The organism is Gottfriedia sp. NPDC058432, from assembly GCF_042721555.1.
GTDB lineage: Bacteria > Bacillota > Bacilli > Bacillales > Bacillaceae_G > Gottfriedia.
Map to the genome: position 1 here is coordinate 21,008 of NZ_JBHXLC010000011.1, position 15,402 is coordinate 36,409.

Annotated in this window: 14 protein-coding genes and 2 riboswitches; of the genes, 9 read left to right on the forward strand and 5 right to left on the reverse strand. The window is 34.7% G+C overall.

Translation table 11 applies throughout. The features are described from left to right. Positions 1 to 100: 100 nt before the first annotated feature. Together ACFWM3_RS12850 and ACFWM3_RS12855 are read left to right on the forward strand one after the other, a co-directional pair. Entirely contained in the window at positions 101 to 238 is a 138-nt protein-coding gene (locus ACFWM3_RS12850; RefSeq protein ID WP_156339615.1) for a YjcZ family sporulation protein, read from the forward strand. 143 nt (positions 239 to 381) lie between these two features. Continuing rightward, positions 382 to 561 (forward strand): small acid-soluble spore protein H, encoded by a 180-nt coding sequence (locus ACFWM3_RS12855; RefSeq protein ID WP_056467551.1) that lies wholly within the window; start codon positions 382 to 384, stop codon positions 559 to 561. 747 nt (positions 562 to 1,308) lie between these two features. On the opposite strand, the gene thiC is transcribed toward ACFWM3_RS12855, so the two are convergent. Then, a complete protein-coding gene (gene thiC / locus ACFWM3_RS12860) occupies positions 1,309 to 3,087 on the reverse strand; it encodes a phosphomethylpyrimidine synthase ThiC (RefSeq protein WP_390311571.1) in 1,779 nt (592 codons plus the stop codon). A gap of 136 nt (positions 3,088 to 3,223) precedes the next feature. Next, positions 3,224 to 3,338: riboswitch (TPP riboswitch) on the reverse strand. A 237-nt stretch (positions 3,339 to 3,575) separates the two neighbouring features. Further along, positions 3,576 to 3,685, forward strand: a riboswitch (TPP riboswitch). An 88-nt stretch (positions 3,686 to 3,773) separates the two neighbouring features. Between thiC and ACFWM3_RS12865 the strand changes: the two genes are divergently transcribed. Genes ACFWM3_RS12865 through ACFWM3_RS12885 form a run of 5 tightly spaced genes read left to right on the forward strand, consistent with a single transcriptional unit; the run spans position 3,774 to position 7,467 of the window. Further along, positions 3,774 to 4,388 (forward strand): thiamine phosphate synthase, encoded by a 615-nt coding sequence (locus ACFWM3_RS12865; protein WP_390311572.1) that lies wholly within the window; start codon positions 3,774 to 3,776, stop codon positions 4,386 to 4,388. Continuing rightward, complete coding sequence (thiO, locus tag ACFWM3_RS12870; protein WP_056467560.1) at positions 4,372 to 5,463, forward strand: glycine oxidase ThiO; 1,092 nt, start codon at positions 4,372 to 4,374, stop codon at positions 5,461 to 5,463. The genes ACFWM3_RS12865 and thiO overlap by 17 nt, the downstream gene beginning before the upstream one ends. Positions 5,464 to 5,489: 26 nt before the next feature. Then, complete coding sequence (thiS, locus tag ACFWM3_RS12875) at positions 5,490 to 5,693, forward strand: sulfur carrier protein ThiS (protein WP_056467563.1); 204 nt, start codon at positions 5,490 to 5,492, stop codon at positions 5,691 to 5,693. Between the two features lie 2 nt (positions 5,694 to 5,695). After that, the gene (locus ACFWM3_RS12880; protein ID WP_390311573.1) at positions 5,696 to 6,463 is read left to right on the forward strand and encodes a thiazole synthase; all 768 of its coding nucleotides are present in this window, start codon (positions 5,696 to 5,698) and stop codon (positions 6,461 to 6,463) included. Continuing rightward, positions 6,460 to 7,467, forward strand: coding sequence for a ThiF family adenylyltransferase (locus ACFWM3_RS12885; RefSeq protein WP_390311574.1), 1,008 nt, complete (start codon positions 6,460 to 6,462; stop codon positions 7,465 to 7,467). The genes ACFWM3_RS12880 and ACFWM3_RS12885 overlap by 4 nt, the downstream gene beginning before the upstream one ends. A gap of 74 nt (positions 7,468 to 7,541) precedes the next feature. Here the strand turns inward: ACFWM3_RS12885 and ACFWM3_RS12890 are convergent, their stop codons facing one another. Genes ACFWM3_RS12890 through ACFWM3_RS12900 form a run of 3 tightly spaced genes read right to left on the reverse strand, consistent with a single transcriptional unit; the run spans position 7,542 to position 11,612 of the window. Then, positions 7,542 to 8,708: a Zn-dependent alcohol dehydrogenase gene (locus tag ACFWM3_RS12890; protein WP_390311575.1), complete on the reverse strand. Its 1,167-nt coding sequence runs from the start codon at positions 8,706 to 8,708 to the stop codon at positions 7,542 to 7,544. A gap of 20 nt (positions 8,709 to 8,728) precedes the next feature. Further along, positions 8,729 to 10,255 carry an aldehyde dehydrogenase family protein gene (locus ACFWM3_RS12895; protein ID WP_390311576.1) on the reverse strand — a complete coding sequence of 509 codons (1,527 nt, stop codon included), beginning with the start codon at positions 10,253 to 10,255 and terminating at the stop codon, positions 8,729 to 8,731. After that, positions 10,248 to 11,612: a lyase family protein gene (locus ACFWM3_RS12900; protein ID WP_390311577.1), complete on the reverse strand. Its 1,365-nt coding sequence runs from the start codon at positions 11,610 to 11,612 to the stop codon at positions 10,248 to 10,250. Before ACFWM3_RS12900 ends, ACFWM3_RS12895 begins: the two co-directional genes overlap by 8 nt. A gap of 267 nt (positions 11,613 to 11,879) precedes the next feature. Between ACFWM3_RS12900 and ACFWM3_RS12905 the strand changes: the two genes are divergently transcribed. Both ACFWM3_RS12905 and ACFWM3_RS12910 read left to right on the forward strand, forming a co-directional pair. After that, a complete protein-coding gene (locus tag ACFWM3_RS12905; RefSeq protein ID WP_390311578.1) occupies positions 11,880 to 12,686 on the forward strand; it encodes an IclR family transcriptional regulator in 807 nt (268 codons plus the stop codon). 403 nt (positions 12,687 to 13,089) lie between these two features. After that, a complete protein-coding gene (locus tag ACFWM3_RS12910; RefSeq protein WP_390311579.1) occupies positions 13,090 to 14,457 on the forward strand; it encodes an MFS transporter in 1,368 nt (455 codons plus the stop codon). 85 nt (positions 14,458 to 14,542) lie between these two features. On the opposite strand, the gene ACFWM3_RS12915 is transcribed toward ACFWM3_RS12910, so the two are convergent. After that, positions 14,543 to 15,352, reverse strand: a complete 810-nt coding sequence (locus ACFWM3_RS12915; protein ID WP_390311580.1) for a hypothetical protein — start codon at positions 15,350 to 15,352, stop codon at positions 14,543 to 14,545. Between the last annotated feature and the right edge of the window lie 50 nt (positions 15,353 to 15,402).

Consider the following 15,402-nt stretch of genomic DNA (forward strand, 5'->3'; position numbering starts at 1 on the left):
ATACGATACATTATCCACCTCTCCTAATTGAAATTTTTCAATTAGCCGCATGACCCTAAGGGAGTTTTCCCTTAAATATCGTATGAAGGAGGTCACATGTATGAGTACTGGACATCACGGACACCATCTTAACGGTTTTGCTTTAATCGTTGTTCTATTTATCCTATTAATCATTGTTGGAGCAGCTTGCTGGTCTGGATATGACGGATATGGATATGGACATGGACATCACTGGTAATCATTAAAAACTATAAAACTCCTGTTAAGTTTTAACAGGAGTTTTTTTATTTTTAAAAAAGCTTGTACTTAATTATGAATACTCAAGTATACCTCTGTTAATAATATGTTAGGTTTCAATTATTAATGTAGAGGAGGTTATGTATGAATAAACAACGAGCTCAAGAAATTGCTTCTTCACCTGAAATGGCTAATGTGACATATAATGGAGTGCCAATTTACATTCAACATGTTGATGAAACAAATGAAACTGCTAGAATCTATCCGCTAGGTCAACCAGATCGAGAGGAAGAAGTTTCAATCAATAGTTTGTCAGAACATTAATTTTCGAGTAAAAAAACAAACCTCTTTGTTTTGAGGTTTGTTTTTTCTCGGTATTGAAAAAAATACTTGTCAATTAATTACCCAATTTTCGTAAAAGGAGTAGAGTGATGTTGATTTCCACTACAGTATGCTCGCTTTCCATGGGGCGAGATTCTTTAGCCTCCTCGGCAAGCCTGCGGGGTCTCAGCCTTCCCGCTTATCCCATAGGAGTCGAGCACACCTCCGTTCCAATCAACTTATTCATCAAAAAAAGGTCTGCAATAAAACCTATTCAAATAGCCTTTACTTAGAGTCCTAATAGTTGTTTATTAATCAGTTTGCAGGTCAATTACTATCGAACATTCATTAATAAACTAATCAATTAAATTTGTTTTTCTAAAAATAAGCTCAATCCTTTAACTTCTGAAAAAAACCATTACAAGATCATCCAAAAAATAATAATTTCATCATTAATAAATGTTCATTTAATTTCCGTTTTCCCTATTGTCCATTTTCTATTTCAACAATCTGCAAAAACAAACCTCTTTATTTTGGGATTTGTTTTTGCAGTGTTAATACCTATTACCAACATAAGCTCTCAATTAAACTGCATTTAAGACATTCTTGTATCGTATCTTTCTTCAAAAAATCGTGGTCACAATTTTTTTGAATCGTTTTCAGTTCTATTTTTAAGTGTTGCATATATTCTTCCAATTGTTTTATCTCGTTTATGATTTCTTCTACCCTATTCATATAAGGCTCACACCCTTATTGATAGATTTCCCCGCCTTGTTTTCTAAATTCAAGTGCTTTTTCTTTCATTCCTTCTTCAATGATTGAACCATTCTGAAGTTCTTCTTGTTTTACTATATCTCGAATATCTTGTGAAATTCTCATACTACAGAATTTTGGACCACACATTGAACAAAAATGCGCTGTTTTAGCTCCTTCGGCAGGTAATGTTTCATCATGATATTCAATTGCTCTTTCAGGATCAAGAGAAAGATTAAATTGATCACGCCATCTAAATTCAAATCTAGCTTTTGAAAGTGCATCATCTCTTTTTTGTGCACCAGGGTGTCCTTTTGCTAAGTCAGCTGCATGCGCCGCTATTTTGTATGTAATAACTCCTACTCTTACGTCTTCTTTATTTGGAAGACCTAAATGCTCTTTCGGAGTTACATAACAAAGCATTGCAGTACCAAACCAACCAATCATTGCTGCACCGATTGCTGATGTAATATGATCGTATCCAGGTGCAATATCAGTCGTTAGCGGTCCTAAAGTATAAAATGGCGCTTCCTGACAAATTTCTAATTGTTTATCCATATTCTCTTTAATTAAGTGCATTGGTACATGTCCCGGTCCTTCAATCATAACTTGAACATCGTGCTTCCATGCAATTTTCGTTAACTCACCAAGTGTTTCTAACTCAGAAAATTGTGCTTCGTCATTTGCATCGGCAATTGAGCCTGGTCTCAGTCCATCTCCTAAAGAGAATGTTACGTCATAACGCTTCATAATTTCACAAATTTCTTCAAAATGAGTATACAAAAAATTCTCTTTATGATGAGCTAAACACCATTGAGCCAAAATAGACCCTCCACGAGATACAATTCCTGTCACTCGTTTTGCCGTTAATGGAATATAGCGTAATAATACACCCGCGTGAATTGTAAAATAGTCTACACCTTGTTCCGCTTGCTCGATTAGTGTATCTCTAAACACTTCCCAGCTTAAATCTTCAGCGATTCCATTAACTTTTTCAAGCGCTTGATAAATCGGAACTGTCCCTACTGGTACTGGAGAGTTTCGGATAATCCATTCACGTGTTGTATGAATATTCTTACCAGTAGAAAGATCCATCATCGTATCCGCACCCCAGCGAGTAGCCCATGTCATTTTTTCTACTTCTTCTTCGATTGAAGACGTAACCGCTGAATTACCTATATTGGCATTAATTTTCACATGAAAATTACGACCGATGATCATTGGCTCACTTTCAGGGTGATTAATATTCGATGGAATGACAGCTCTTCCCTTAGCAACTTCATCACGAACAAATTCAGCCGAAACATTTTCTCGAATCGCAATAAATTCCATTTCAGGTGTAATAATTCCTTTTCGAGCATAATGCATTTGAGTAATATTTCCATTCTCCTTTGCTCGTAACGGTTTTCTTTTTAACCCTTTAAATACTTCAACATTATGTTGATCTGACTCTTTTCTATATCCATTATCTTCAGGCTTTATTTCGCGCCCTTCATACTCTTCAACATCATTTCGTTCAATTACCCAATTTTGTCTAATCGCCTTAAGTCCATTTCGAATATCAACTGAGCTAGCTGAATCTGTGTAAGGTCCGCTAGTGTCGTATACTCTAACTGGAGCATTTTCTTCTTCTCCAAAAGTGCCAGTTGTTGGGCTTAATTGAATCTCACGCATTGGCACCTTAATGTCAGATCTAGATCCTTCAACATATACCTTCTTACTCCCTGAAAAACTAGACATGATGGAAAAATTCATTTCATTTACAGAATTGTTCATTTGATTTCATTCCCCTTTTTAATTAGTTTAAAAAGGACGAAATCCAATTCATTTAAAGCATGAAAAAAGCCGGAATCTTATTTTTAAGACCCGGCTAGGTGTTAGCAAAACTACATTAACAATTATGAAATCATTAATGAGAAATTTCTAACTTCCCCACGCTGGTATGAACCAGATCAGGTCCTGAGGGTTAAGAAACTTAATCGCGTTTCTCTCTCAGCCCAACTAATTGGACACCCCTAGTCAATCTATTAACTTGTTCAAAACTAAATATAAACCCACAAATTTAAAATGTAAATGTTTTTATTTCCCTAAATTTTTACAGAAATTCCAAATAAAAAATTTTTTTGGTTTTTTTATACTCCCGAAAATACTTGATTTTACTATACTTCAAGCCCAATTTCTGGTAATAAAATTGGACTAGTAAAAATAAATTTAGTATTGAATATTATTTTTTATATGCTATGCTAAGATTAATTTTCAAACATATTCATCACTAGGGGATCCCTTGATAAGGGCTGAGAATAAAGTAGTTACTTTTAAACCCTCAAAACCTGAACAGGCTAGTACCTGCGTAGGAAAGTGGCGCATTTTATACTTTTTTCGCGTGCAATGTAACCACTTTCTTTGTTTTAGGAAAGTGGTTTTTTTGTTGAAAAAATTTTGATAATGAAAGAGGCTGGGAAATGGAACTTATTGCAATTACAGATGATCAGCACTCAGTCGAAGTACTTGCTACAAAAATAATTCAAATAATCGATGCAGTCGACTATGTACATATTCGCGAAAAATCGAAAAAGGCAATCGAGCTAATATCACTCTTAAATCTACTAAAAATGAACAAAGTAGATATGAAAAAAATCGTTTTAAATGATCGTTTAGATATAGCTATTTTCTCTAACCTATCAAATATTCACTTACCAGGACATGGTCTTCCACTTGTTGATGTAAAAGAATATTTTCCTAATTTACGAGTAGGAAAATCAGTCCACACACTTACTGAAGCAATTCAGGCAGAAAATGATAAAGCTGACTATATTCTGTACGGTCATTGTTTTGAAACAGAGTGTAAAAATGGATTAACACCTAATGGGATTGAACTAATTCCAGAAATGAAAAAAACGTTAACTATACCAATCTATGCAGTCGGCGGTATATTACCTGAACATATCCAAGTTCTAAAAGAGAACGATATTGATGGTATAGCTGTAATGTCTGGCATTTTTTCTGCCCGAAATCCACTAGAAGCTGCTCTGCAATATTTTGAAAGGTGTAAATTCGCTTATGAACAAGAAATTTGATGTTGTAGTAATTGGTGGTGGAATAATAGGTTGTTCCATTGCTTATTATCTAGCGAAAGAAAACATTAATGTCGCAGTTCTTGAAGAACAGCAAGTTGGACAGAAAACAACTAAGGCAGCTGCAGGAATGCTTGGTGCCCATTCAGAGTGGGATCAGTCCGAGTCATTTTTTACTTTTGCTAGAAACAGTCAATTAACTTATTTTCAACTTCAAGAAGAATTAAAAGAGTTATGTGGAATCGATATTGAACTAAAAAAAGGTGGCATTTTCAAACTAGCTTATACCGATTTAGAAAAAAAACAATTAACTCCACTACTCACTCAAACTTCGGCACTTTGGTATAACCATGAGGAGTTAAAAAAACAGATACCTGGTGTCCATCCAAACATAATTGGAGCAGCTTATATTGAAGACGACGTGAATGTATTACCTGTTTCTGTCTGTAACGCGTTTTGCAAGAGTGCTCAAATTTTAGGTGCATCTATATTTGAATATACTCATGTATTTCAGATTCAAAAAAATGATTCACATTATTTAATTAAAACTACAAATGGCAATTTTGAAGCAAAAACTCTTGTAGTTGCAAGTGGTGTTTGGAGTAATTCATTGTTTGGGCAGCTTGGATTACATCATGAAATTATTCCCGTTAAAGGTGAATGCATCGCGGTCAGAAGTGAAAAGGTTGCATTAAAACATACTCTTTTCCATGAACAAAATTATATTGTTCCAAGGAATGACGGTCGCCTTGTCATCGGAGCTACGATGATCGATAACGAATGGAATGAGAACCCTAGCTTAAGGGGGATTGAGTCATTAATACAAAGCGCTAAAAAAATGCTTCCCGAAATTGAAGACATGAAAATTGATTCATTTTGGGCAGGATTACGACCGCGAACTCTCGACTATAATCCCTTTATTGGAATTCATCCCGAAGAAGATCAAATCTTATTTGCGACCGGCCATTTTCGAAATGGTATTTTGCTTGCACCAGCAACTGGAAAATTAATTCGAGATTTAATCCTTAAACGAAAAGTCGATCGTAACTGGATCGAAGCATTTAAAATCAATCGTTAATTTTTATGTTTTGGAGGTGTAAACACTTGGAAATAAGATTAAACGGAAAGAACATCAACATTTCCAGCAAAACCTGTACAATTCAGGATTTGCTTAATGAATATCAATTAGAAAACCGAATTGTTATTGTCGAGGTTAATAAAGAAATTATTTATAAAGAACAGTATTCATTAACTCATCTCTCTAACGGAGATTCTGTAGAATTAATACATTTTGTAGGTGGTGGCTAATCATGTTAAAAGTAGGAAATCATACATTTCATTCAAGATTATTATTAGGAACAGGAAAATACCCTTCATTTGAAGTCCAGAAAGAAGCTGTTGAAGTATCGAAAGCCGAGATCCTAACTTTTGCTGTTAGAAGAATGAATATTTTTGAGGAATCTCAACCAAATTTTCTAGAACAACTAGATTTAACAAAGTATAAATTATTGCCTAATACTGCTGGTGCAAAAACTGCCGAAGAGGCTGTTAGAATTGCAAGATTGGCAAAAGCATCTGGCTTATGCGATATGATCAAGGTAGAAGTAATTGGGTGTGATAAATCATTATTACCTGATCCAATCGAAACATTGAAAGCATCAGAAATGCTATTAAACGAAGGATTTGTTGTATTACCTTATACTTCCGATGATGTTGTGCTAGCAAGAAGACTAGAAGAACTTGGTGTACATGCGATTATGCCAGGTGCATCTCCTATCGGTTCCGGAAAAGGAATTATTAATCCACTTAATCTTAAATTTATCATTGAGCAATCGAATGTACCTGTTATAGTAGATGCCGGTATCGGGTCGCCAAAAGATGCAGCTTTTGCAATGGAGCTAGGTGCTGATGGAGTCCTTTTAAATACTGCGGTTTCTAATGCAAAAGATCCTGTAAAAATGGCAGTTGCGATGAAGCTTGCTATTGAAGCTGGAAGACTTGGTTATGAGGCAGGAAGAATTGATGAAAAAAATTATGGTGAAGCTAGTAGCCCAATCACAGGGTTGGTGAATTCTTGACAAACCGTTATGCAAAGCAAGAATTATTTTTAGGAAGAGATCGCCAATCAAACTTACAAAAAGCTAGTGCCATTATTATTGGTGTTGGTGCACTAGGCTCATCAATAGCAGAAATGCTTGTAAGAGCGGGCATTGGAAATATAACAATTGTTGATCGTGATTACGTTGAATGGAGTAATTTACAAAGGCAGTCTCTTTATACAGAAGAGGATGCTAGAAATAAACTACCTAAAGTAATTGCAGCTAAAAATCGACTTCAACAAATTAATAGTGAAGTTTCGATTACTAGTTTAATAAAAGATATTACTAGTCTTAATATTGAAGAGTTGATTAAAGGCCAAACAATCATTCTCGATGCAACAGATAATTTTGAAACTAGAATGGTTGTGAATGATGCAGCAATTAAGCATGGGATCCCCTTTATTTTTGGTGCGTGTGTTGGAAGCTATGGCCTCTCGTTTCCAATTATTCCAGGGAAAACTCCTTGTCTTAACTGTTTATTAAATCATATACCAACTTTAAATATGACTTGCGATACAGTAGGAGTAATCAGTCCAATTGTGCAAATGATTGCTGCCTACCAAGTAACCTATGCCCTGCAATATCTTACTAACCATGAACTTTCACCAATCTTACAATCGATTGATGTTTGGAAGTATGAAAAGTCAGATATAAACATCGAAAAATTAAAAAATAATAATTGTGCAACATGTGGCTCTATAAGAAGTTACCCATTTTTAAAAGATGATGACCATATGAAGTCATATGTTTTATGTGGAAGAGATGCAGTCCAATTAAGAGTATCATCTCCTAAAATTCCAACACTAACTAACCTTTCTGAAAGATTACAAGGGTTAGTAAATGATTTGATCGTAAATCCTTATTTATTATCATGTACTTATGAAGATCATCGCATTGTTTTATTTAAAGACGGTCGAGCAATTATTCACGGTACAAAAGAAGCATCTGTTGCTAAAGAACTCTATCGCAAAGTTTTAGGTTGAAATAGAAAAATACCCTTTCGAAGACTAATAATATAATAGTCTTTGAAAGGGTCAATTATAAACAATCTCATAAATTAATTAGACTCATTCCCCACTGAACCCGCTAATGTTAAGTTAGATTCTTCAACGATTGGAAATTCAATAACTGTTCTTCCAACATTAATACAGCAACTATCATGGAAGGAATCAAACGCTGAGTTAATATCGTCTAACTTAATTCGATCTAAAACCAGATCATCTAGATTAAATTTTCCATCTAAATACAGTTTAGAGATAATTGGGAAATCTCTAAAAGGTTGCGTATCACCGTAAAAGCTTCCTTTAAGAATCTTTCCAACACGGTGAAAACCACCAGCTGGTAAATTAAGCACTTTAGAAGGGTTAAAGGCACCAACAACTACTACTGTTCCACCCTTTCTTGTTCCTTTCCAAGCACTTTCAGCCGCATTTGTATTTCCTGTACAATCAATTGCATAGTTAACACCAAATCCACCTGTAAATTCTTTTAGTTTTTCTTCAGCATTTTCTTCAGCTACATTGACTGTATGTGTTGCTCCAAACTTTTTCGCGATTTCAAGATTAGATTCTTTTACATCACAAGCAATGATTTTAGATGCCCCTGCAATTTTCGCACCTTGAATGGCATTAACTCCTACTCCACCAATTCCGAAAACCGCTACGGATGAACCAGGCTTTACACCAGCAGCATTTACAGCTGCACCGTAACCAGTTGCAACTCCGCAACCAATTAATGACGCTTGTGCAAGTGGCATTTCATCAGGAATTTTTACACATGACATTTCAGGAACAACCGTATATTCAGCAAAAGTAGATAATAAAGAATTATGGTATACCTTTTCCCCATCACAACTTAATCTAGAAGTCCCATCAAGCAAAGTGCCATCAAACATAGGGCCAAAAGCTGATTCACATAAATGAACATCTCCAGTTATACAAAACTCACATGTTCCACAATATGGAACCCAACTTAAAGCTACCTTATCACCTGGTTTTACATTTTTTACATTGGGACCAACAGCTTCAACAATTCCTGCACCTTCATGTCCAAGAATAGTTGGGATCGGTGTTGTTTCATCATCTAATGCGTTTAGATCACTATGGCAAACACCAGTCGCTACTATTTTAACAAGTACTTCATTCGCTTTAGGTTCTGCTAGTTCAACTTCTTTTATAATAAGTGGTTCACCATGTCCGGTCATTACTGCTGCTTTCATTTTCATCTTTTTTTCACCCTTCTATTTTAGTAAGCAAACCAAATTGCTTTTGTTTTTGTGTAAGATTGTAATGAGTGAATGGCATATTCCTTACCCCAGCCACTTTGTTTCCATCCACCAAATGGACTTGCAAAGTCATAGCATCCATACTTATTAACAAATACCATTCCTGCCTCTAATTTCTTAGCCACGCGATTCGCACGAGAAACATCATTTGTCCAAAGACCAGCAGCTAAACCATAAATTGTGTCATTCGCCATTTCAATGACTTCCTCTTCCGTGTCGAACGGAATGACGCAAAGAACTGGTCCAAAAATTTCTTCTTGAGCAATCGTCATTTTATTATGTACGTCTGCAAAAATAGTTGGGCGAACAAAATATCCGTTTGCATTTTCACCAGTCAGGTCTCTTTCTCCACCTGCTGCTAGACGCGCGCCCTCTTCTATTCCGCTCTTAATATAATTTAAAATACTTTCCATATGTGCTTCTGAAATTTGAGCTCCTTGATTTGACTCTGGATCAAATTGGTCACCTAATTTATAACTGTTTGCATATTCAGCTAAGCGACTAACTGCTTTCTCATAAAGATCACGTTGAACAAATAATCTTGTTGGTGCAGAACATTTCTCACCTTTATGAGTAAATAAGCCATAGAAAGAACGTTCAATTGCTGCGTCCACATCTGGAGCATCACTGAAAATAATGTTTGGAGACTTTCCTCCAAGCTCAAGTGTAACCGGTTTAAGATTTGAATCTGCAGAATCGTGAACAAGCTGCTTTCCAACACCTGTACTACCAGTAAAGGAAACTTTATCAACGCCCATATGTCGAGAAATATATGAACCTATTTTTCCTTTACCAAGTATTAGATTAAGAACACCAGGAGGTAAAATATTAGCTTCATGAATGATCTCAAATAGTCTAATAGCTGAAAAAGATGTCGTACTAGAAGGCTTTAAGATTACTGTATTTCCCATAGCTAGAGCTGGCGCAAGTTTCCATGCAGCCATATCGATTGGAAAGTTAAACGGTACGATTTGACCGCAGACACCAATTGGGTCTCTAGTTGTTACAGACAAAAAGTCGCCTTCAACCGGGTTATTTTCCCCATAATATTTGTCAGTCCAGCCTGCATAATATTCGAACATTTCTAATGCTTCCTGAACATCGTCATTATATGCCTCTGTATATAGTTTTCCGTTATCAAGCGCTTCCAAAGTAGCTAATTCTGCCTGATGCTCTTTCATTAACTCACTAATTTTACGCAAAATTTTCGCTCGTTCTTTACGAGTTACTTTACGCCACGAACCGTTATCAAAAGCATTACGCGCAGCATCAACCGCTTTATCAATATCTTCTTTTGTTGCACCTTGAATTTTTCCGATTACTTGTCCGTTTGCTGGATTAATTGATTCAATTTCTTCTTCACTACTGCTATCTACCCATTCACCATTGATATATAATTTCTTTGATTCTAGTAACCACTCTTTTGCCCATTCTAATTTTGGCTGATCGATACCTTCAAACTGTTTTTTATTCTCTACTTTAGTCAATTTCAAGTCCTCCTCTATTTACTAATTCCTTCACACCGTTCTTACCTTTTTCTGTCATTAATTTTGAAACAATTGAATATCCGTGCTTCTCCTTTAATTCAACGACAGAAGGAATTAAACTATTTGCGTACTCTTTACATTTTTCTTTATTTACATTTATGTCTTCCAAACACTTATCGTTAAATAAGCTTATTGAATTTTCTAGTATTTTCAAAGCGTCGATAATATTCGCTCCAGCTGCACCTTCAAAAATATTTAAATTTAATTCGCCATGCTCTAAAGTTGCCTGTACAACTCTGTCACAACCTAAAACCTGGAAGCAACTTTGGATTAACGTTTCAGGTATTACTGGATTTACTTTTCCTGGGAAGAAAGATGACCCCGCCATTACAGATGGCAAAATGATTTCAGAAAAACCAGCTTCTGGTCCAGAAGATAAAAGTCTTAAATCTTTCCCCATTTTGATTAAACATGTTGCAAGTAATGCTAACTGATTCGAAACATTTGCTAGATCGTCTATGTTTTGTGCAGCATCAATCAAATTTTCACGCTTTTGAAGCTGATACCCAGTTACTTTTGAAAGATTATGAATCACTAAATCTTGGTATGCTTTTGATGCTCCGGTACCAGTTCCAATTACGGTGCCACCTAAGTTTACTTTTTTCAGTTCCATCACACTCTGTTCAAGTAACTGATGTCTTCTCGATAACATAGCAGCATAACCACTAATAAAATCTCCTAATTGAATCCTCATCGCATCTTGTAAACAGGTCCTTGAAATCGTTGTTATTTCAATAAATGAATCAACCATTTCCTCGATCGTAGTTTGAACTTTTCTTAAAACTAAATCGAGTCGTGCAAACTCCTTAACAACTGCAAGTCTCATGGCGGTATGACAAACATCAGAGGTAGATTGAGAAGCATTCACATCATCGTTTGGATGAATAGTTGAATAAATTCCTCGGGTTCCCCCATTTAATTCATTGGCTATATTTGCAATGACTTCGTTAATGTTCATATTTGTACCAATTCCTCCCCCGCCATGGAGTATATCAACCGGAAAGTGGTCCAAATGTCTACCAGAAATTATTTCTTCACAGGATTTTAGAATAAACGATCCTATGGATTCTTCTAATACACCTGTTTCTATATTTGTTATTGCAGCAGCTTTCTTAACCAATGCAAGTGACTCTATATACTTTGGATATTGACTTAGAGTTTTTCCAGAGAATGAAAGATTTTGTACTGCTCGAACGGTTTGAATTCCATATAGGAACTGATTTGGTATTTCTACAGTTCCAAATGAATCTACTTCTTTTCTTATTTTCTGGTTCTCAATGACACTAATGAAAATCACCACCTTTTTTAAAATGAAAACGTTTAAAAGTTTTCTAATGAAAATGATTTGGCTCTACTCCAATCTCATCTTGGCTCTAAAAAACTATAAAGAAGAGTTATCAATTGGAAAGTTCGAACATTGCTTTATGTTCGTATTATGAACATTTAAGTTCACATTAAGAACTTTAACTAGATTATAAATCTGAAAAATTATCTGTGTCAAACAAATAATTAAAATTTTTGAAATTTATTTATTATTGTTTTTTTAATATGGAATTAAGCTATAATGAGTAACATGAAGATAAATAATGATGTAAAAACCAAAAAAAATTCAAAGCAAGACCTTTCATCAGTACAAGCCGTAGATCGTGCACTTTTATTATTAAAGATCATTGCTGACAGTGAAAATCCTATCTCTATAGGCAATCTTGCTGAAAAATCAGACATGAATCGAACAACAGCTTGGAGACTTATTGGAACTCTTGAGAACCATGGATTTGTAGAGCGTGACCCTCAAACTAAGGGCTATCAGCTTGGATATGCGGTTAATCATCTTGCGTCTAAAGTTCCGCAATACGGCTCTCTTGTTCGTCGTGCAAGTAAAAGTATGGAGAATTTGAAAGAAGAAATTCAGGAAACAGTTCTCTTAAGTGTTCCTAAACAAAATGGAACATTAACGATTGAACAAATTGATCCAGAAAACAGTGTTAGATTAGTCGTAGATTACGTTAATGCTTTTCTACCTTTACACTGTACTTCAAACGGAAAAATCCTTTTAAGTCAGCTTCCACCAAAAGAGTTAGATATATATTTGGAAAAACCTTTGGAAAAATTGACTCCTTATACAATTACAGACCGTGAGCAATTACGTAAGGACATTATTAATGTTCGAGAAAGGGGATTTGGCACTTCAATTTGTGAACTAGATGAAAATGAAAATGGTATTTCCGCACCAGTTTATGACAAGTCTCAAAATCTTGTTGCATTCATAAGTGTTTGTGGACCAAGTTTTCGTTTTACAAAAGAGAAAATGTTATCATCGGTAGATTTATTAATTAATACTTGTCAACAAGTTACAAATTATCTTGATTAATCGCACGTTTATGAAAAAGGCATCTGAATTTAAGTATTCAGATGCCTTTTTTATTTGTTCAAAAAAATTAAGTTTAGATCCTATAAAATTGCATTTAATCTACATGAACGTTTAAAGATATCATCATACAATTACATTCTTTAAATAAAAATAAATGTTCAAAAATAGTTTGACAATTTTGTGAACTTTATTTTATACTCTTCATATATTTCATATCGTGAAAAAACATGTTCACAATGCGAACTAATTTTAACGTTCATTCACTTTTTTTCTTTTTATCTGAAAACGCTACCAATACATAATGAAATTTCAGATTCTATTTTATTTTGCGTGCTTTCTATAAAAAGAGTTAAAAGTATTTTATTAAAAACTGCTACACTACTATTACTAAGGGGGAAACGAGATGAAAGAAAACCAAACGATCAGAATGGATGATGCACCACTTAATAAGTTTCACATTAAAATGGCTGGACTTACATTTGGAGCCCATTTTAATGACGGTTACATTCTCGGTATAATAGGAACCGCACTCACATTGCTTACTCCCCAAATGCACCTTAACGCATTTTGGCTTGGATTAATCGGCAGCTCCGCTTTAATTGGGCTATTCTTAGGAAGTTTAGTACTAGGTTGGGTATCTGATATTATCGGCAGACAAAAGATATTTGTTTTAAGCTTTGTACTTATTACAATTGCTTCCTTACTACAGTTTTTCGTTGATAATCCAACACAGTTATTTATTCTGCGACTATTAATTGGGATCGGAATTGGTGGGGACTATAGCGTTGGTCATACAATGTTAGCTGAGTTCGCTCCAAAAAAACACCGTGGCGTATTATTAGGATCTTTTAGTGTAATTTGGACTATCGGATATGTTGTATCAACATTCATTGGGCTTTGGTTGCAAGATTTAGGCCCTGATGCTTGGCGTTGGATGCTAGCTTCTTCAACAATCCCATCAGTGATTATTTTGTTCCTACGAATCGGAACGCCAGAATCACCAAGATGGCTAATTAATAAAGGCCGTATTGATGAGGCAAGAGAAATAGTAAAAAAATATGTTGGTAAAAACATTGTTTTAGATAATGAAACGCCTGTAAAAGAAGATAGTAGCTTTTCTGTTTTATTTAACAAAAAGTATAGAAAGAGAACAGCATTTAATAGTCTTTTCTTTGCCTGTCTAGTAATGCCTTATTTTGCAATCTATACTTTCCTACCAAATATTTTAAGTATTATGGGTCTTAAGGAAGACTTTGGAACAGACTTCTTATTAAATGTAATCTTAATCATAGGAGCAGTCTTAGGGATCTGGTTTACAATCATCTTTTCACGCAGAGGTTTCTTAATTAGCTCTTTCATTATTCTTGTAGTGTCCTTATTCGTACTAAGCGTTTCACCTAGCAGTGCAACAACATTAATGATTATCTGTTTTGCAATTTTCACATTAATCTTATCAGCTGTAAGTAATCTTGTAGGGGTTTTCCCAGCTGAGAGTTTCCCAACCGAAGTGAGATCTTCAGGAGTTGGACTTGCTACCGCAATTAGTAGACTTGGATCAGCAATTAGTACATTCCTATTACCATTAAGCCTTTCACACTATGGTTTAAATCATACAATGCTAGCATTAACAGGAGTGTTAGTCGTTGGTACATTAGTTTCAATTGCATGGGCACCTGAAACTAAATACTTGTCACTTAACGATGCTAGTAAGACTGATGGTTTAAAAAAACCAGATAGTAATCCAACTGATATAAAGTCAAATATTTTATAAAACTATTAATTTGTTAATATATTACTTTTAAAAAATATAAAAAGAGCAGGAAAACAAAGTGTTTCCTGCTTTTTATCTGTTTAATTTATGGTACATCCACAACAAATGGCACAATAAACACATCTCCATTTTGTTTAAACTGTCCCCATATTTTATATAATCCTTTTTTAGGAAAACTAGTCATAAACTCTGCTTCAGGTCCACTTGATTTTTCATTCATTGGATGGACGTGTAAGTAAGTATTCGTATCACCACTAATCGCAACAACATGACCAATAGCACCCAAATAAGGCTGTAAATCAGTAATCCCTTTTTTTGTTTTAGCATCTTTAATCGTAAATGTCATTTTAACTTCAGCTTTTGTCTCTAACTTATTAAATTTTAAAGTGACCTCTTTTCCATCAATTACTTTTGTTAATATTTTATCTGGTATTAGCGAAACCGTTTTGGCTTGCTCACCTGCCACTTGTATTAATTTTGTTTTTACATTTTTATCAGAGCCCTCAGGTTTAAAATCTGCAAATAATTTATATTCACCACCATTTGGAAAATCTGGTGTGACTGTAAATAATCCTTTCCCTTTATATACTGGATGCACATGGTCAAAAAATGATAAATCCTTACTTACAACAATTAAATGCATTAATTTTTCGTGCTCGAGCTCAAATTTGTTTACTGTTTTCCCCATCAAATTATTAACTTGAATATTTAAGTTTACTTTTTTACCACTTTCAGGATTACCCTTAAACGTAAATTGTACTTTGGTTGAATCTTTTTCATCTTTTGTTTTTTCATGATTCATACTTTCATGTGTAGAAGCTGTATGAGACATATTTCCACAGCCACTTAAACCGATCACAGTTACGAAACTTAGCAATAATAAAAAGTATTTCATCCAATTCCTCCCCAGTATAGTTAATTTTTCGCCAAATAAAAAGCGAACAA